At 40.0% G+C, this 19,044-nt stretch carries 19 protein-coding genes; 4 read left to right on the top strand and 15 right to left on the bottom strand.

The window, feature by feature from the left end:
- Positions 1-122: 122 nt before the first annotated feature.
- From tilS to secA, 15 genes are all read right to left on the bottom strand, one after another.
- Positions 123-1,394, bottom strand: a complete 1,272-nt coding sequence (gene tilS, locus PQG52_RS02500; RefSeq protein ID WP_271827753.1) for a tRNA lysidine(34) synthetase TilS — start codon at positions 1,392-1,394, stop codon at positions 123-125.
- Positions 1,395-1,403: 9 nt separating this feature from the next.
- Entirely contained in the window at positions 1,404-2,297 is an 894-nt protein-coding gene (locus PQG52_RS02495) for a tol-pal system YbgF family protein (RefSeq protein WP_271827751.1), read from the bottom strand.
- A 159-nt stretch (positions 2,298-2,456) separates the two neighbouring features.
- Positions 2,457-2,936, bottom strand: coding sequence for a peptidoglycan-associated lipoprotein Pal (gene pal / locus PQG52_RS02490; protein ID WP_271789028.1), 480 nt, complete (start codon positions 2,934-2,936; stop codon positions 2,457-2,459).
- Positions 2,937-3,129: 193 nt separating this feature from the next.
- Entirely contained in the window at positions 3,130-4,482 is a 1,353-nt protein-coding gene (gene tolB / locus PQG52_RS02485) for a Tol-Pal system beta propeller repeat protein TolB (protein ID WP_271827750.1), read from the bottom strand.
- Positions 4,483-4,596: 114 nt separating this feature from the next.
- Complete coding sequence (locus PQG52_RS02480) at positions 4,597-4,806, bottom strand: hypothetical protein (protein WP_271827749.1); 210 nt, start codon at positions 4,804-4,806, stop codon at positions 4,597-4,599.
- A gap of 508 nt (positions 4,807-5,314) precedes the next feature.
- A complete protein-coding gene (locus tag PQG52_RS02475) occupies positions 5,315-5,515 on the bottom strand; it encodes a hypothetical protein (RefSeq protein WP_271827747.1) in 201 nt (66 codons plus the stop codon).
- A gap of 16 nt (positions 5,516-5,531) precedes the next feature.
- On the bottom strand, positions 5,532-6,545 hold the full coding sequence (locus PQG52_RS02470) for an energy transducer TonB (RefSeq protein ID WP_271827746.1): 1,014 nt from the start codon (positions 6,543-6,545) through the stop codon (positions 5,532-5,534).
- Positions 6,546-6,562: 17 nt separating this feature from the next.
- Entirely contained in the window at positions 6,563-7,054 is a 492-nt protein-coding gene (tolR, locus tag PQG52_RS02465) for a protein TolR (RefSeq protein ID WP_271827744.1), read from the bottom strand.
- A 5-nt stretch (positions 7,055-7,059) separates the two neighbouring features.
- Complete coding sequence (tolQ, locus tag PQG52_RS02460; protein ID WP_271827743.1) at positions 7,060-7,839, bottom strand: protein TolQ; 780 nt, start codon at positions 7,837-7,839, stop codon at positions 7,060-7,062.
- A 113-nt stretch (positions 7,840-7,952) separates the two neighbouring features.
- Positions 7,953-8,447, bottom strand: coding sequence for a YbgC/FadM family acyl-CoA thioesterase (locus PQG52_RS02455; RefSeq protein ID WP_271827742.1), 495 nt, complete (start codon positions 8,445-8,447; stop codon positions 7,953-7,955).
- Complete coding sequence (gene ruvB, locus PQG52_RS02450; RefSeq protein WP_271789036.1) at positions 8,431-9,492, bottom strand: Holliday junction branch migration DNA helicase RuvB; 1,062 nt, start codon at positions 9,490-9,492, stop codon at positions 8,431-8,433. Before ruvB ends, PQG52_RS02455 begins: the two co-directional genes overlap by 17 nt.
- Positions 9,489-10,124, bottom strand: coding sequence for a Holliday junction branch migration protein RuvA (gene ruvA, locus PQG52_RS02445; RefSeq protein ID WP_271827741.1), 636 nt, complete (start codon positions 10,122-10,124; stop codon positions 9,489-9,491). Before ruvA ends, ruvB begins: the two co-directional genes overlap by 4 nt.
- On the bottom strand, positions 10,121-10,627 hold the full coding sequence (ruvC, locus tag PQG52_RS02440) for a crossover junction endodeoxyribonuclease RuvC (protein WP_271789038.1): 507 nt from the start codon (positions 10,625-10,627) through the stop codon (positions 10,121-10,123). Before ruvC ends, ruvA begins: the two co-directional genes overlap by 4 nt.
- Before the next feature lie 5 nt (positions 10,628-10,632).
- Positions 10,633-11,382, bottom strand: a complete 750-nt coding sequence (locus PQG52_RS02435; protein ID WP_271800856.1) for a YebC/PmpR family DNA-binding transcriptional regulator — start codon at positions 11,380-11,382, stop codon at positions 10,633-10,635.
- A 42-nt stretch (positions 11,383-11,424) separates the two neighbouring features.
- A complete protein-coding gene (gene secA / locus PQG52_RS02430) occupies positions 11,425-14,076 on the bottom strand; it encodes a preprotein translocase subunit SecA (RefSeq protein WP_271827740.1) in 2,652 nt (883 codons plus the stop codon).
- A gap of 300 nt (positions 14,077-14,376) precedes the next feature.
- Between secA and PQG52_RS02425 the strand changes: the two genes are divergently transcribed.
- The 4 genes from PQG52_RS02425 to rlmN all read left to right on the top strand — a co-directional run bounded on the left by PQG52_RS02425 (position 14,377) and on the right by rlmN (position 18,915).
- Positions 14,377-15,357 carry a peptidylprolyl isomerase gene (locus PQG52_RS02425; protein ID WP_271827739.1) on the top strand — a complete coding sequence of 327 codons (981 nt, stop codon included), beginning with the start codon at positions 14,377-14,379 and terminating at the stop codon, positions 15,355-15,357.
- Positions 15,358-15,373: 16 nt separating this feature from the next.
- The gene (locus tag PQG52_RS02420; protein WP_271827738.1) at positions 15,374-16,309 is read left to right on the top strand and encodes a peptidylprolyl isomerase; all 936 of its coding nucleotides are present in this window, start codon (positions 15,374-15,376) and stop codon (positions 16,307-16,309) included.
- Between the two features lie 129 nt (positions 16,310-16,438).
- Positions 16,439-17,674 carry a bifunctional glutamate N-acetyltransferase/amino-acid acetyltransferase ArgJ gene (gene argJ, locus PQG52_RS02415; RefSeq protein WP_271827737.1) on the top strand — a complete coding sequence of 412 codons (1,236 nt, stop codon included), beginning with the start codon at positions 16,439-16,441 and terminating at the stop codon, positions 17,672-17,674.
- Positions 17,675-17,715: 41 nt separating this feature from the next.
- Positions 17,716-18,915 carry a 23S rRNA (adenine(2503)-C(2))-methyltransferase RlmN gene (gene rlmN, locus PQG52_RS02410; RefSeq protein ID WP_271827736.1) on the top strand — a complete coding sequence of 400 codons (1,200 nt, stop codon included), beginning with the start codon at positions 17,716-17,718 and terminating at the stop codon, positions 18,913-18,915.
- Positions 18,916-19,044: the final 129 nt, after the last annotated feature.

The following is a 19,044-nucleotide window of genomic DNA, read 5'->3' as shown; positions in this document are numbered from 1 at the left end:
AGATTATTTTGTTTTATTATTTACTATTACTTATTTAACATAAGAACTAAACTAATATTTTCCTAGTCAAAAAAATTATTTTCCCTCATTTTAATTCATCAAATTAAATCTTGTGTTCCACATTATATACCCAAAAAAAGATAACTTTGTGTCATTGGTTGTTTAGGCTGAAAAATAATTTGCCAATTTTTAACGTCACTTTGTAAAAATACATTCAAATGTGGTACTGCTATTAAAGTTTCATTATCCCAAAACGCTGGTAACACTCTTAATAAAGCCGAAGGGAGCGTATTACGATGAGCAAATTGCTTATATCCGTCCCCCAAGGCACCAACCTCTATTCCATCTTTCATTTGCCCATCAGGAATAATGACTCGAAACCGATAATCCCAAATACAATCTGGAACAACCTGCACCCTTTTTTGCATAGCAGCCTCTTCACGAAACATTAACCATCCATCACCCAACCTGCCTGCTGGCTGTATTTTAACACCACCAACAGTCATTGAACGTAAATGACGTAGCCTTTCTAATGACTGAGACACAGGTGCATAAATAGAACCTGAAATTGTTCGGATGATCGCCCCTAATGCTCTGGATTCTATTGTTGAGGTTGATAAAAGTGCAAATCCTTCTGGTCTAATCTCCACATGTTGAACCAATAAATCTGCTTGTTCTTTATCTTTTTTCATGCGGTTACGTCCTTCTTCACGAGAACGCTGTAACAAAGTAGATATTGCACCGGATTGTTGAGAACTCGTCGATAGCTCTTTTCTTAATTGATTACGTCGAATACGCATGTCTTGGTTCGAAGGATCTTCTATCCAAACAATATTTTCTTTTTTCAAAGTTGCACGTAATCGTTGTGGAGGCACGGATAATAATGGTCTGACCAACCTTATATTTGGTAAATCCATAATCAACGCCATACCAGCCAAACCGTCCGCCGCACTGCCTGCACGAATACGCATCAAAACGGTTTCAGCCTGATCCCCAGCATGATGCCCAAGTAATAAATCAAGACATCCTTTTTTAGAGCAAGCATCGAATAACGCATCATACCTTGCTATTCTAGCTCTCTCTTCTAGAGCAGCACCTGCGTTCAAATTATTTAGCGTTAAAATCGTAGATGGAATAGATAAACGAGATAAACGGTTTTGAGTAATAATTGCCTCTTGCCCTGAAGATGTCCGCAACTGATGATCCACAATAAAAGCATGAATGTTTTTACGCCATCTTGAGAGCATTAATGCAAGACATAAGCTATCTGCCCCTCCTGAAACCGCAACCGCTATAGGAGGGATATTGTCCTTATCCTCTCCCCATGGCCCCAAAGGTTCAATATATTGATTAAACTCAATTTGAGTCAGAGGAGAAAAGCTTAAATCATCCATTATGCAATTTTAAGAACATTTTGCCTTTTTATGTAAACTGGTTGCGGCATTTTTAATGCGACTAGAAGCATTTGGGTATTTACTATTTAATAAATTTAGTGCTTGGCAAGAAGCTGCACTATCGCCATTTTTCAATAATGTAATCCCTACTCCCAATAATGCTTCGGGTGCACGTGTCGAATCAGGGAATTTTTTATATATATCAAAATATCCAACAGATGCATCTTTATAACGTTGTTGTCCAGCCAGGGATTGTGCCAACAAGAAATGAGCTGGAACAGATTTTTTCCCTTGTGGTGTTGCAACGATATTTCGAGCAATCGATTCTGCCTGAGAATAATTTTTACTTAATAATGCTTGCTGACCATCTTTCAATGAATCCCCTGCACTTGATGCTGGTTTTGGTGTTTCAGATGAAGCAGATTCAACAGGTGCAGCCTTAGCAGCTGGTGCAGTTGATCCCCCACCATTTCCCCCTGCAGCGAAATTGGCATCATCAATTTTTTTATTTAGTAAATCAATTTTTGTTTGAACTTGATTGGTTAAATCGTCAAGTTGTCCGCGCATGACACGTTGCTGATCCTCCAAATTATTCACTCTTGTTAATAATTCGGGTAATAATCCACTAGGATCACCACTGCTTTTATTATTACTATTGCTTTTAGTATGACGATCTGAATTACCAGAAAATGATGTCGTTTGTTGCAATTGGCTGACTTGTGCTTTTAACGACTCAATTTGATTTTGCAATGAGATAACATCTCGACTAGAAACATCTTGTGCAAGAGCATTGTTGGTTATTCCTCCAGAAAGTAAAAATACCCCCAATAATGCGCCTCTAAAAAGTTTTTTATACGATAAATATTCAGGTTGTTTAACAACACGAGTATCAAAAAATAGCATTTACATTACCCTTTGAGATATCTTAATAGGATGATCTAGTTACCAATTGCTTTATAACTTATCCAACAAACAAATTTTATTTTTATAAATAACAAAAAGCCGATAAAACATATAATACGTTTTATCGGCTTTTTATCAATATCGATAAATCAATATATTTTAACGTACAGAAGTCGTTGCATTACGATTTTGTGCGTATGATTCTTCATTATCACCTTCTGCAACTGGGCGATCTTTACCATAAGAGATCGTAGTAACACGATCAGGAGAAACACCCAAAGATACCAAGTAATCACGAGCAGCATTTGCACGACGTGAACCTAACGCAATGTTATATTCTTCTGTTCCACGATCATCGCAGTTACCAGCAACCATAACTTGTACGTTTGGATAACGTTTTAACCATTCTGATTGACGGTTTAATGTTGAACGTGCATCGCTAGTTAAATTATTTGAATTGAACGGGAAGAAAATACGATCACCAACATTAGCAACCAAATCAGCTTGGCTACCAGGAACTACTCCACTAACAGTTTGTTGGCCAGCACCATTTCCTGTTGACGCACCTTTATCATCACTGTGTCCGCAAGCAGCAAGCATCAATGCAGCACCAAAAGCACCAAGAAGCTTTAATTTCATTATCTGTATTCCTACAAAATCGCTTTCAAATTATCCCAATGATAAATGATCGCAAAACAAATATAAAAATTAAAAGAACAAAGTAACTTTGCTCTTTTCACCCAAACCTGTAATTCAGGCTAAGATTAATTTTACCTTATCAAAAACTTTGTTTTTTGTTTATAATTTTTAATATAGAATTAATATTTATTTTTTAAGTGTTGCTAGAAGACCAAGATGGCCCTGACGCCATCGTTGACGTGCGAATTGAGCGCTCATTAAATCCAGTAACATCAATGGTTTTGATTGAGGACGAGAACCCTGCTCCGCCAGCACCAGCTGCTGATTGATTACAGAATGCAAGAACACGACCATTTGGACAGAAAGTTGGACTTTCAACAGTATAACCTTGGGTTAAAATACGCTCCCCACTACCATCAGGCGCCATCACCCCTAAGGAGAATCCACCAGAAATACGTACAAAGGCAATAACATCTTTACGAGGTGACCACACAGGACCAGCATAACTGCCACTACCATAAGAAATGCGATGCGCACCACCACCACTGGCACTCATGATATATAGTTGTTGCTTTCCACCACGATCAGAAGAGAACACAATCTGAGAGCCATCAGGACTGTAACATGGACTGGTATCAATTGCGCCAGAGCTAGTTAATTGCCTTTTTGAACCAGAAGCAAGATCCACAACATAAATATCTGATCCCGCCCCGCGAGTCACAGACATAACAACGGAACGCCCGTCAGGTGAGAAACGAGGAGCAAAAGAAATCCCAGAAAAATCACCCAATATTTTTTGCTGACCAGTTTGCAGGTTGAACAAATAAACACGTGGACGGTTATTCACATATGACATGAATGCCACTTGGTTACTGACTGGACTAAAACGAGGGGTCAACACCAACCATTTACCATTAGTCAACATACGACTATTCGCACCATCATAATCCATAATGGCAAGGCGTTTCGTCGGATTTGAACGGCGTCCTGTTTGTGCAACATAAGCCATGCGAGTGTTAAAATAACCTTTTTCACCCAACATACGTTCGTAAATCACATCCCCAATCATATGAGCAACACGACGAACATCGCCACTGCCTGAAAAAGAATATGCAGTGCCTTGGATTTGTTGTCCTGTTAATGTATTCCACAAACGGAACTCTACCCGACCACCAGAGGCATTTCCCGTCACAACAGCACGAGCACCCATCGCTTTATATGATGCAAAGTCAGGTGTTGCAGCAGATGAAGTAGAGCTGATTACTTTAAAAAGACCCGTGTTATTCAAATCATCAGTAACAACTTGTGTGATTGTAGCGCCATTTCCAGACCCAAAATTTGGGATAACGATAGGAATAGGTTCGTTACGCGCGCGATCCACTGTAATTTCAGCAGCCCCTGGGGCGTTATCGCCAGACTGTGCAAAAGCAGATAAAGGGGTCGCCATAATCCCACCAACAGCGGCACACCCATATAATACTGTGCGACGAGGCATCAATGCATCACGTAGAATATCAGCATCTTGATCAGAAATAATCGAACGCATAACGTTACTTTCCTTTTTAACTTTATATATCCAAAAAACTATTATTTAATTACGACATATTTATGGACGAAATACAAATCGAATCGTATTCTTCTTTTGTATCTTAATGAGTATCTATGGTCTAGAACAAGCTGGATTTAACACAGAATCTTTCAAACGCTCAGCAAAAACACGATATTTAGGATCACTATTCATTTTGACTTTTGTTACTGCATCAAAATCTACACTTTTTGTCTCTCCTTTATCATCAAGAGAGATAATTATATGCGCTCTATATCCCATAAATTCCTTTGTATCAGTATTTTGTTGATAACAAGAAAGCACGTTCAAATCTTCCTTCAACACATCTTTGAATATAAATGGGATACTAGATATAAAAGAGAGAAATAAGAAGTTATACATAAAAATACCCTAATATATAAACATAGAGATATCTAAGGCTTAAATGCAAACTGAATTGTATTTCTGTTCCAAACAGCATATTACTTGGAATAGATAGCGTAGGACAATTTGGGTTTAATACCGCGTCTCTTGAACACTCTGTAAATAAACGATAAGAGGAGTTACTCCTCATCCCCGCTTTCGTCGGAGCATCAAAATCTACTATTCAAGCCATCCCCGTATTATCAACAGTAACGATCATGTGCGCAATATTATTTGCATAATTTGAAGCGGCAATATCTTGGTGTAACATCTTCGTACCGAGTCAGCGATCCCTCCTAGCTGTAACTTAGAAGGGTTTCATAGTATTATCTTCAGCTATATCTTCATCAAGATAATATGCATCCTCTTGATTAAAATTTACATGTGAAAGAGACGTGTATATTTGCTTTTAATTTACACGATCACCTTTTAACGATGTTACTAGGAATTGAGATTGCAATACTGGTTGCTTACCGTTTTCAAACTTCATTACATTAGACGATGACCGTTGTTCTATTGACAGTGCAACAGAAGGTAAAATACCGCTACAGAATAAGCCACTTAATAAAACATATTTATGTGGCATAATGTAACGATATTTTATCATCATTTTTTTACCAATAATATTAAGGGCGAAACACAAACTTAATGGTATTTCTTTGCCCAAGCATATTACTTGGAATGGGTAGCTTAGAACATTTGGGACTCAATACTGCATCTTTTGAACGCTCAGCAAACGCGCGATAGGCAGGATCACTGCTCATCTTCGCTTTCGTCGCAGCATCAAAATCTACCATTCGAGCCATACCCGCATTATCAACAGTAACCACCATATGCGCTACGTTATTCGCATAGTTTTTGGCAGCCGTATCTTGCGTATAACAACCCCGAACCGAATCAGCAATTCTGCCTTGTTGGGCCTTTGAAAGCCCTTTGGTTATGTCACCATTTCTTGCACCACCACCATTTGGAGAACCACCTTGGCGTGGATTCGCAGCAGATTTGGGGGGATGTGTTTGCTTTTGTTCAGCGCGATTGGACGTAATTGCTGCTTCTAAAGCGGAAGTATCAGGCACTTCTTGCTTTGCTTTCTCGGGCTTGGTTATTTTCGAAAATGTCTGATGTTCTGTCGGCAGTGCATCAGGCATTGGTGAAGGTGATGGAGGTGCTGGTGATTTAGACTGAGAGGACGAAGTCAATGGCGCCACAACTGGGGGCAACGTTACCGCTGATTCAGCAGGCGATTCCATTGCTTGTTCCTGCACAGGTTGCACCGTATCAATCTTTGCCACAGCTTGTGGAGGCGGTGGTAATGCTTGAGGTGGCGGAGGAACAGGAGGAGGCTCTTCTGTTGGTGCATTAATAGGCTTCGTCGGTGCTGGTGGTGCATCTAATTTTTCAGGAGCTGGCGCATCTGGTTTAGGAGAATCCACTTCTGCTTTTGCAGGCGTTTCTTGTCCTGTATCTTTACTCTCAAATTCAACCTGAACAGGTTGCTCTTCGGGTGGTTTAGGAGGGGGATCACTTTGAAATGTTAATGACAACAACACCAGCAACACCACAACACTGAGATGCGATCCAATAGAGGCAGCAATAGAACAACCAAAAAGTTTACGTTCAGAACGATACATACCCAGCATCGATAAGAATCCTTTGATTAAGGAGTATGAGAAGGTGCAGCTGGTGGCAATGGTGCAGGCTGCTGCCCAGCTGCTGCTCCTGATGGCATCTGAGCAAGCAATGCAACATGTGTAAATCCACCTGCTGTAATACGTCCCATAATTTCCATCACACGCCCATAATTAATATGCTGATCTCCTTTTACAAAGATACGATGTTCTGGATCATTTTGAGAAACAGCACGGAGTTGCTCAACCAGCTGATTCATATCAACTGGATTATCACCCATATAAACTGATCCATCCTCTTTGACGGTAACCGTAATCGGTTTTGTATCCGCATTAACAGGCTTTGCAGCTGTTTTAGGCAAATCCACATTAATACCACTGGTCATCATCGGAGCTGCGACCATGAAGATAATTAACAACACTAGCATCACGTCAACCATCGGGGTAACGTTAATATCTGCTTGGGGGCGACGACGACCGCGTCCCCCTCTGCCAGATCCACCTTGAACAGAAAAGCCCATTAGATTTATTCCTGATTATTTACATTACCAGAGTTTTGAGAAGACATTGATGCTTCTGATTGGCGAGAAAGAATCGCAGAGAACTCTGTCGCAAACCCTTCTAAACGTTCAGCAAACAAATTCATTTTATTACTGAAAAAGTTATATGCAACCACTGCGGGTATAGCTGTCAACAACCCTAATGCTGTTGCGAATAATGCTTCTGAAATACCAGGAGCAACCACCGCAAGACTGGTGTTATTTGATTGTGCGATGGATGCAAAAGCGTGCATAATTCCCCAAACAGTACCAAATAACCCAACAAAAGGAGCCACGGGCCCGATTGTTGCCAACAAAGTTAACCAACGTTCCAAACGTTCCATCTCTCTGGTAATTGTGATAGACATCGCCCGATCTATACGTTGTTTTACACCTTCACTGCTCATATCAACACCAGAAATTCTAGCTGATCTGCGCCATTCTCCCATGCCTGCACTAAATACAGCTGCCATTGGGTGATTCGGTTTCACCCCGTATTGATCATACAAATCATCAAGGCTGCCACCAGACCAGAATAAATCTTCAAATTCATCAGCCTGACGTTTTGCTTTACGAATAGTAACAATTTTATCAATGATAACTGCCCATACCCAGATACTGGCAATGACCAAACCAATCATAACCAACTTTACAACAATGGCTGCATGAATAAACAATGCCCAAGGGGATAAATCGGCTGCTGGTGCAGCTAAATTTGCTGCATTAATCGTTGGATCCAAAGATGCCTCCTGCACTATGAATCTCATTAGTATGAACAAAGCATTACTAATGAGGCTAAGATTTTTTCTCTATTAACTTAACTGTTATCTATTTTTTGAAACAAAAACAATCATGTTTTCATCTTGGTCATATTTTTCTTTTAAGCGCCTACTTCCGTTAATGCATCAAACATCTTTTGCCAGTGTCGAGGGAACGGTGTTGGCATGTAATCACCCTTCTTTAAACATACTAATTGCAACTTGATTTCTGTAACAATTTCCCCTTCACGTGAGAAGACTTGAGACAACCAACAGCTAGCCCCCAAAGCAGTAATTAGACTGGTTTTGACATTCACCATATCATCTAAAAAAAGGGGTTTACGATATTGAATTTCCATCTGGCGAACGACTAAAATCTGACCATATTCTTTATATAATTCGGCAAGAGTGCCCCCCAGACGGCGAATGCACTCAGTCCTTGCACGCTCTGCAATTCCTAAATATTTCGCGTGATAGACCACACCACCTGCGTCTGTATCTTCGTAACATATTCTAAACTGATAATTTTGAATTTCTTCTTTAGATAATAATCTAGTCTTGGTTTTATATATGTTCTCTTCTTGATCAGACATATCCATTTTATTCATCTTCCTCATTAATATCATTTAATAAATCAAACTGTGTCGTAATAGACGGAGGTGGAACTAAATTCAAATGTTTCCAGCCCCTTTCGCCTAGAACGCGTCCACGACTCGTTCTTAAAACCAAACCTTCTTGAATTAAATAAGGTTCAATCACATCCTCCAACGTATCTCTCGATTCTGCCAGTGCTGCGGCCAAAGTTTCTACCCCCACAGGTCCACCGTGGTGATATTCCGCAATTCGCATCAGATAACGACGATCCATCGCGTCCAGTCCCATTTGATCGACTTCCAACCGTGAGAGTGCAGCATCAGCAAGGCCACTATCCACCGCTTGTCCCTCTTTATGTGTTACCAAGGCAAAATCACGCACACGTCTTAACAAGCGCCCTGCTATACGAGGCGTGCCACGAGAACGCCTTGCAATTTCCTGAGCACCATCATCCGTTAATTCAAACCCAAGTTTTCTTGCCCCGCGTGCTACAATCAATTTCAGCTCTTCTGGCGTATAAAAAATCAATCGCAATGGAATACCGAATCGATCTCGCAATGGTGTTGCCAATAAACCCGAACGCGTTGTTGCTGCAACCAATGTGAAAGGTGGCAAATCAATTCTGACAGAACGTGCAGCAGGTCCTTCACCAATAATCAAATCCAACTGAAAATCTTCCATCGCAGGATATAAAATTTCCTCAATAGAAGGATGTAAACGGTGGATTTCATCGATAAACAGCACATCTCTTGGCTGTAAATTGGTTAAGATCGCAGCCAAGTCCCCTGCTCTTTGTATCACTGGACCAGAAGTTGCACGAAAGCCTACGCCTAATTCTTTCGAGACGATCTGTGCTAACGTTGTTTTCCCTAAACCTGGAGGACCATGTAATAATACATGGTCCAATGCTTCTTCACGCTTACGTGCCGCCTGGATAAAAATCGATAAATTTTCACGAGATGTCTTTTGCCCAGTAAACTCAGACAAAGACTGCGGACGTAACGCAACCTCAAAATTATCTTCTGGTCGCTTTGTCGCATCAAATGGACGATCTTCAGCAGAATTCATCGTGCCAACTCTTTCAATGATTCACGAATTACAAGATCAAGCTCTGATCCTTTATCTTCTTCATTTAAACGTTTAACCACTCTAGCAACAACAGGTTGAGATTCTACACGGCGGAACCCCAATCCCTCCAACGCCAACAATGCATCAGATAAAATTTGGGTCGCTTGGGGAATAGGATTGTGGCCTTTTGCATTAGATACAACTGTCGAAACTACTTGGTCAGATAAAGAGGCTACTTTACCACTCAGTTCTGTCAAAATACGAACGGCAAGCCTTGCCCCCACTCCTGGCGCACGGGTTAAGGTGGCCTTATCAGCGGTCATAATGGCAGAACTGATCTCATCAGGAGATAAAGTAGATAATATGGACAATGCCATCCGCACGCCAACCCCTTGAACCGTCGTTAACAAGCGAAACCAATCACGTTCGTAACTATCTGCGAACCCATATAGTAAAATCGCATCTTCTCTAACAATGGTTTCAATCAACACCCTCGCGATTTCTGGAGGCCTGGGTAAGCGCGTTAATGTACGATTAGAACAAAAAACCACATATCCGACACCATTGACATCTATTAAACAGCGATCTGCTTCAGTTTGTTCAATAAGTAATCCTGTCAATTGACCGATCATGCCATTACCTTTCCCATTGCAATGCTATTCTGACTAGTACGATGATGGGCATGACAAATCGCAATCGCTAATGCGTCAGCAGCATCGGCCTTTTGAATAATAGCACTGGGTAAAATACGCTTTACCATCATCGTTACTTGATCTTTGGTTGCTGCACCCGTTCCAACAACAGCCCTTTTGACCGTTTTAGCACCATACTCAATAACCATTAAACTTCGTTTGGCTGGAATTAACAAAGCTACTCCTCTGGCATATCCCAGTTTTAACGTCGCCGTGCCATTTTGATTAACATACGTTTCTTCAACAGCAGCTTCATCAGGGGCATATTGCTCAATTAGTTTTTCCAAACCATCGGATAAAACACAAAGACGCTCTGGAACTGATGCTTTGCTGTCCGTCGCCAATATCCCACTGGCGACATAAGAAAGACGATTTCCTTGAGCGTCTATTACCCCCCAGCCTGTGAAACGCAAGCCAGGGTCAATCCCTAGAATTCTAACCACGAATCTTAAACCGATAACCGTTCAGCAACTTCGTCAGGAAGATCAAAATTCGCAAAGACATTTTGCACATCATCATGATCTTCTAATGTATCAATCAATTTTAATAAGGTCTGTGCGTTATCTTCGGTCAGCGTCACCGTGTTGCTTGGACGCCATTCAATCTTAGCACTTTCAGGATCTTTAAATTTTGCTTCCAACGCATCACGAACAGCAAAGAAATTTTCCATTGGGCAGGTAATTTCATAATACCCATCGGCAACTTCAACATTTTCCGCTTCGGCTTCGATTGCAGCTTCAAACATTGTATCGTAATCTGCAATAGCTTCAGGATAAGTAATCACCCCTAACCGTTCAAACATGAAAGATACAGAATTCATTTCCCCCAAAGAACCACCATATTTATTAAATGCAGCACGGACGTCGGAAGCCGTACGATTACGATTGTCGGTTAACGCCTCAACAATAATCGCCACCCCTGCGGTGCCATAACCTTCATACCTTACTTCATGAAAATTATCGCCCTCTCCACTACCGGCAGCTTTTTTTATCGCACGATCGACATTATCTTTGGGCATATTGACTGCTCTGGCAGCAGCAACCGCAGCTCTTAGTCGAGGGTTTGATGCTGGGTCAGGCAACCCTGTCTTAGCAGCAACGGTGATTTCACGAATAATCTTTGCAAAATCTCTTGCTCTACGTGCATCTTGAGCACCTTTACGGTGCATAATATTTTTAAATTTGGAATGTCCTGCCATAAATTTGTCTCTTAATTCTTTCTATCTTTAAACCAACAACACTTAAACTAACTTGCCGTGACAATGCTTATATTTCTTACCTGAACCACAAGGACATAGTGCATTACGAGAGATATTTGCCCACTCTTCTGGAATATCAATCTCTTCATCTTCACTTTTTTCTAAAAACTGTCCTTCACCAAATTCGTCCATCGGCTCTTCATCATCTGTTCTGACGTTTACTTCAACACGACACAAAGTAGATATGACGCGCTCACTTAATTCGTCGAGCATATAATGAAATAAATTATAAGCCTCTTTTTTATATTCATTAAGAGGGTCTTTTTGCCCATAAGCACGCAAGCCAATCCCTTGACGCATTTGATCAAGACGTAAGAGATGCTCTTTCCAAACACCATCTAATGTTGTCAACAAGATTTGTTTTTCAACATAACGCATGATAGAAGCACCAAAATTCGCAGCTTGTACCGCGTGTGCATTTTCAGCAGCTTCTTTAATCCTACCTTCAATCTCATCAATGCTGATGGTTGTCTCTTCCGACCATTCTTTAATCGGCAATTCAAGATTAAGTAACCGTTTGACTTCTGCAGCTAACTCTTCAGTTTGCCATTGTTCTGCAAAAGATTTTTCTGGCAAGTAACTTGCAATCAACGTCGAAATCACATCATTACGCATTGTTGCAATCGTCTCAGACACGTCCTCTGATGACATATATTCTCGACGTTGAGAATATACTTCTTTACGCTGATCGTTAATCACGTCATCATATTTTAATGTGTTTTTACGCATATCAAAATTGCGTTCTTCAACTTTTTTCTGGGCTTTTTCTAGGGCTTTGTTAATCCAAGGATGCACAATAGCTTCCCCTTCTTTAAGTCCCATTTTTTGCAACATCCCGCTCATGCGTTCAGAACCAAAAATACGCATTAAATCATCTTCTAAGGATAAAAAGAACCTTGAATTCCCGGGGTCCCCTTGACGCCCTGAACGACCACGTAACTGATTGTCAATACGACGGCTTTCATGACGTTCAGTTCCGATCACAAATAAACCACCATTTGTTTTGACTTGCTCGTGATCGACTTTTGTACGTGCACGTAATTCTTGTTCTTTTTGGTTACGTTCTTCTTCGTCCTCTATGTCAGAGAGTTGTTGTTGAATAAGCATTTCAACATTCCCTCCCAACTTAATATCCGTTCCACGACCAGCCATATTCGTCGCAATCGTAATGGCTCCAGAACCACCCGCTTGAGCTACGATTTGAGCTTCTTTTTCATGAAAACGCGCATTTAGAACATTATGATGGATTTTCTTTTTTGTCAGCAGATCAGATAGAATTTCACTCTTTTCAATGGACGTTGTGCCAACCAAGATCGGCTGTTTTTTCGCGTGAATTTCTTCAATTAACTTACTAACAGCCTCATATTTTTCATTAGCTGTCAGATAAATTTCATCATGTTCGTCTTTACGCTGAACTTTTAAATTAGTTGGGATTGAAACAACATCTAGTTTATAAATTTCTGCAAATTCATCAACTTCAGTCATTGCAGTCCCCGTCATTCCAGAAAGTTTTGGGTATAAACGGAAATAATTTTGGAAGGTAATCGAAGCAAGCGTTTGGTTTTCTGGCTGAATCGTGACATGTTCTTTTGCTTCTAAAGCTTGATGCAACCCATCAGAGTAACGACGACCATCCATCATTCGACCCGTAAATTCATCGATTAGGACAATTTTATCATTTCTTACGATATAATCCACATCTTTAGCAAATAAAGTATGTGCTCTTAGGGCTTGTTGCATATGATGGACTAGGGATACGTTATGAATGTCATACAGACCCCCTTCATGCAAAACACCTTTTGCGGCTAAAGCTGCCTCGATATTTTCTGTTCCAACTTCTGTAGGGATAACAGTTTTAAACTTTTCATCCTTTTCATAGTTCTCTGGGACTTTGACAATTTCTTTAATTACCTCGTCAACAGATCGATACAAATCAGAACTATCATCTGCAACACCAGAGATAATCAAAGGTGTACGCGCTTCATCAATGAGAATAGAGTCAACCTCGTCAACAATCGCATAGAAAAAGTCACGTTGTACCATTTCGTCAAAGCTGTATTTCATGTTATCGCGCAAATAATCAAAACCAAATTCGTTATTTGTGCCATAAGTGATATCAGCTTGATAAGATTGTTTACGTTCATCATCATTTAGATCAGCAACAATAGTACCAACTGTTAATCCAAGGAAATTGTATAAACGTCCCATTTCCTCTGCATCACGAGACGCAAGATAATCATTGACGGTGACAACATGCACCCCTTTGGCAGGCAGTGCATTTAAATATACTGCTAATGTTGCAACTAGTGTTTTTCCTTCACCAGTACGCATTTCAGCGACTTTACCATCATGAAGAACCATCCCACCAATAAGCTGCACATCAAAGTGACGCATTCCCAATACACGTTTAGAAGCCTCTCTGACCACTGCAAAAGCTTCGGGCAGCAATGCATCTAGTTCCTCACCATCAGCAAGACGCTTACGAAATTCAACTGTCTTATTTGCAAGAGCAGCGTCATCCAAAGCCTGCATCTCAGGCTCTAAACTATTAATTTTGGGCACTCGCCGTTGATAGGCTTTTAATGAACGCTCATTAGATGTACCTAAAACAGCACGAGCAAATTTTGCAAACATCAATATTTTCCAAACAACGACCCCGTAACTCTGCCTGTTAGTACAAGGTCAGTCAGTAATCTTATTTAAACTTAACAAAATTCAGGCAGAACTTAAGCAAACAATATTATAATTAAAAATTTTTAATACCATATCATAAAAATTCCTGCATTTGTATTTTTAAATATATCCCTAATTTTTTAATGCTTCGTTTGATAATAACGACTTTCTTTGAAGACAATCTTTTTTTTGTATGGTATAATTACAACTAAGGTTTTATATTTTATGACTTAACAAAATCAATTTTTTAAGGTATTTTGAATGTCCGTTTCTACAAAAACATTCCGTTTTGCAGCTAGCCTTTTTGTCACATCAAGTCTTTTCAGCACTGCTTTGATGGCTGCTGAATCTGCAACACCAACACAAGCCCCAACAGCTGAGATTACAAATAAAGCTGCCGCTGCAAATAATGCAGATCCTCTTGAAAATGCTGATAAAAGTACAGTGTTAGCCACTGTCAATGGTCAAAACATTACCATTGGCGACGTTATCGATGCACGTAAATTATTACCTGCTCAACTTAGCCAAATTCCAACAGGTGTTTTGTTACCGATGATGATCGACCAAATGGTCAATCAAAAAGCCATCCAACAAATGGCTGAAAAAGCAAATCTTGAAAACACCCCAGAAGTACAACAACAATTAAAACTAGCTAGAATGGGTATTATCCAAGATGCTTATTTAAAGGCTCAGGTAGAACCTAAAATCACTCCAGAAGCGATTAAAAAATTCTATGATGAAAATATAGCGAATAAGCCCCCTGTAAAAGAAGCACATATTCGTCATATTTTGGTAAAAACACCAGCTGAAGCTGAAAAAATTATCAAAGAATTAAAAGCTGGTAAGAAATTTGCTGATCTTGCTAAATCAAGCTCAATTGATAAAGCAACTGCAGGACAAAATGGTGGTGATTTAGGTTGGGTTAAAGCTGACGAACTTGTTCCTGACTTTTCAAAAGCAGCTTTTGCTATGAAAGCAAATACAACCAGCACAACCCCTGTGAAAAGCCCATTTGGGTATCATGTTATTCAAGTGCTAGCCTATAAAGATGTTCCAGTTCCTCCTTTGGACAAAGTAACACCGATGATTCGTCAAAAGTTAATTCAACAAAATGTTAAAGCGGTCATTGATGATACTGTTAAACAAAGTAAAATTACGAAAAACGACGCGATCATCAAAAAATACACCATTCAACCGCCTTCAGCTCCTGCATCTGCTCCGACATCTGCACCTGCAAAATAAGGTTGAATCACAATAAATGGTTGCCGTCTGTAGAATAACAAAATATGGTTTATACATATTTGCACTAACTATCGCTCAGGCAGCCTTTTTTACCTTCACAGGAATGGCTGGAACGTCGATTGTAATTCCAAAAGAAAGTGGAAATTCTACATTTTCCGAAATACAACCTCCAGTCAAACCACCTGTTACAAACGTAATAACCAATAACTCAGCACAAATACTTGCACGCGTTAACGATGATATTATTACCGTTGGCGATGTAAAAAAATTAGCGTCCAATTTACCTAGAGAATTAAAATCTCTTCCAAAAGAGTTATTATATCCTCAATTAACGAAACAGCTTATTGTTGATCGTGCTTTGCAGATTGCTATTCAAAAAGATGGTATTTCTCGACGACCTGCCGTCCAACAACAAATTAACGCTGCAATCAAAGATCTTGCTCAACAAAAACTTACACAAGCCTATTTTCTCGAAAAGCTTAGACCTCTATTAACCCCACAAGCTATTCAACATTATTATAATGAACATTATGTAAACCAACCCGAAATCAAAGAAGTTAACTTACGCCAAATTATTGTTCAATCCCCTGAAATTGCAGAACTCGTTTTACAAAAACTCAAAGCTGGACAAAATTTTCAAGCGGCAACACGTATGTATTCGATTGATTTACAAAATAGAGATCAAAATAAAGGCGATATGGGCTGGTTAATTATCAGTGAGCTAGACCAACCTATTATCCAAGCAATTTCGAAAATAAAAAATAACGAATATACTACCAGATCAATACGAACGAACTATGGATGGGTTATTCTCCAAAAAGTTGCCGAGCGTAATCGACCTGTTCCTTCCTTAGAATCTGTTGAATCTTTCATCAAAGAACAAATTACAAAAGAAGCAATCAGCCGCATTTACGAAGAAAGTTTGGAAAACGCTCATATTATCGAATATTAATCCTTTATCTGACGATCTCTATTGATTATCATTATAAAATTAACATTATAGATATAGATATTTTTATTCGAATATATAATTATATTCTTAATTTTCTGGTGAATGATTTAACATAAGGTAACTTCAACGATGAGTGCATATCCAACCTCCCCCCTAGCAGTTCCACTTCCAGCGCTTCCTGCTGTTCCTGGGGTACGCTTGGCTTCTATAGAAGCAGGGTTGCGATATTCTGGGCGACTAGACTTAACGCTAATGGAGTTTGCCCCCTCCACAACCGTCGCTGGAGTTTTTACGCAAAATAAATGTCCAGGAGCTCCTATCGATTGGTGTCGTTCTATATTAGCCAAAGGTCATGCCAGAGGGTTATTGGTTAATGCTGGTATTGCCAATGTTTTTACTGGAAAAGCTGGCTTTGAAACTGTCCAACGCTCTGCCGAAGCGGCCGCAAAAGCAATTGGATGTTCAGCAGAAGAAATCTTTGTTGCTTCTACGGGCGTTATTGGTGAACAACTGCCATATCAAAAAATTGTTGATATTATGCCAACATTATACCAACAATTAGATGAAAATCATTGGACAGAAACAGCCCAAGCTATTTTGACAACGGATACATTCGCAAAAGGATATTCCTTACGAACGAAAATCGGCACAGAAACCGTGACCATTCAAGGAATTGCCAAGGGCAGCGGAATGATTGCGCCTGACATGGCAACCATGCTATCTTTTGTAACAACCGATGCCAAATTACCTGCTTCTGTTTTACAAGCATTACTTTCTCAAAAAGTAAAAACAACATTCAACGCAATTACTGTTGATTCAGATACCTCCACATCAGACACATTACTATTATTCGCAACAGGCGTTGCCAACACACCTGATATTACTGATCCAAGTGATCCTCGTTTAACTGACTTTGCCACTACTTTGGAAAAGGTGCTTAAGGAACTAGCGTTACTAGTTATTAAAGATGGCGAAGGTGTCAGTAAACTGATTGAAATTACTGTTACGGGTGCGATCAATGATGAATCAGCTCATAAAATTGGTATGTCTATTGGTGATTCTCCATTGGTAAAAACTGCAATTACAGGCGAAGATGCAAACTGGGGACGTGTTGTTATGGCCGTTGGAAAGGCAGGAGAGCCTGCAAATAGAGATACTTTATCCGTTTCTATTGGTGATGTATGGGTTGCTCATGAAGGCGGTGTTCTTACTGATTATGACCGTGAGACTGTGGCACAGCATATGAAAGAGGAGACTATTAAAATTAAAGTTGACCTAAATCTTGGAAGTGGTAAAGCAACCATATGGAGCTGTAACCTTACCAAAGGCTATATTGATATTAATGGCTCTTATCTTCGTTCTTAAAATACCTAATTTTTTCTCTTACTCTGGGATTACCCAATTTTATGATGGCTACTGATACTTTATCCAATGCTTCTCCTATTGATTTAACCGAAGAAGAAAAAAAGAGAATATTGGCAAAATCTGCGCAATTCTCTCCTCCTTCTGCTGTCTTGCCTGATGGCAGAAAAGAGCTTGTCGGATTGTCTCGTGTAGAATTAGAGCAACTCTTGGTGGATATGGGTGAACAGCGCTTTCGAACAAAGCAACTATGGCATTGGATCTATCATAAAGGGGCTACTGATTTTAATGAAATGACCTCTATTGGCAAGCCTTTACGTGCCAAGTTGATTGATCGTTGCGTTATCAGTCGACCAAAAGTCGTCACAGAACAAACCTCTAAGGATGAAACTCGTAAGTTTCTATTTCAATTCAGAGATGGTCAAGAAGCCGAAACCGTTTATATTCCAGATCGTCGTGAAGATCGAGGAGCTGTTTGTATCTCTTCGCAAGTTGGCTGCACCCTCTCTTGTCGGTTTTGCCATACCGGCACGCAAAACCTCGTAAGGAACCTTGGTTCGGCTGAAATTATCGGTCAGTTTATGGCTGCTCGAGATAGCTATGGTGAATGGCCAACCCCGACAGCCGATAGACCCCGCCTTTTATCGACAATTGTTTTAATGGGTATGGGTGAGCCTTTATATAACTACGAAAATATTGCCAAAGCTATGCGTATTGCGATGGATGACGAAGGAATTGGTATTTCTAGACGTCGTATTACATTATCGACTTCTGGTGTGGTTCCAATGATGGATCAGTGCGGAAATGATTTGGCAATTAATCTTGCGATTTCTTTGCATGCTGTCAGAGATGATTTGCGAAACGAAATTGTTCCGTTGAACCGTAAATATCCTATCAAAGATGTATTAGCCGCTTGCCGTCGTTATCCAGCTGCCAGTAATTCAAGACGTATTACTTTTGAATATATCATGTTGCGGGGAATTAATGACAGTGAAGCCGAGGCACGTGAGCTTGTTCGTCTACTTAAGGGGATCCACGCCAAAGTCAATTTAATCCCGTTCAACCCATGGCCTGGAAGCGATTATAAACCCTCTAAATCGGAACAAGTGCAAAAATTCGCAGATATTATTATGCAGGCAGGATATTCGTCCCCTATTCGTACCCCTCGTGGCAGGGATATTCTAGCAGCTTGCGGTCAATTACGCACCGAAAGTCAAAGAATAAGAGCTTCAGAGCGAGAGTAAGATTAGAATATGCAAGGTTATGTTTAAATTGACTATGAAAATTGATTAACTTAAAATCGACATAATTTATTGTGACAGTTCTACTGTTATTTTGAATATATATTACAACCATCAATAAAAAGACATTAA

It is taken from the genome of Commensalibacter communis, from assembly GCF_947179105.1.
In the GTDB taxonomy this organism is placed as follows: Bacteria; Pseudomonadota; Alphaproteobacteria; order Acetobacterales; family Acetobacteraceae; genus Commensalibacter; species Commensalibacter communis.
The sequence above is the reverse complement of the archived record's forward strand: the minus strand, read 5'-3'. Positions and strand labels throughout refer to the sequence as shown.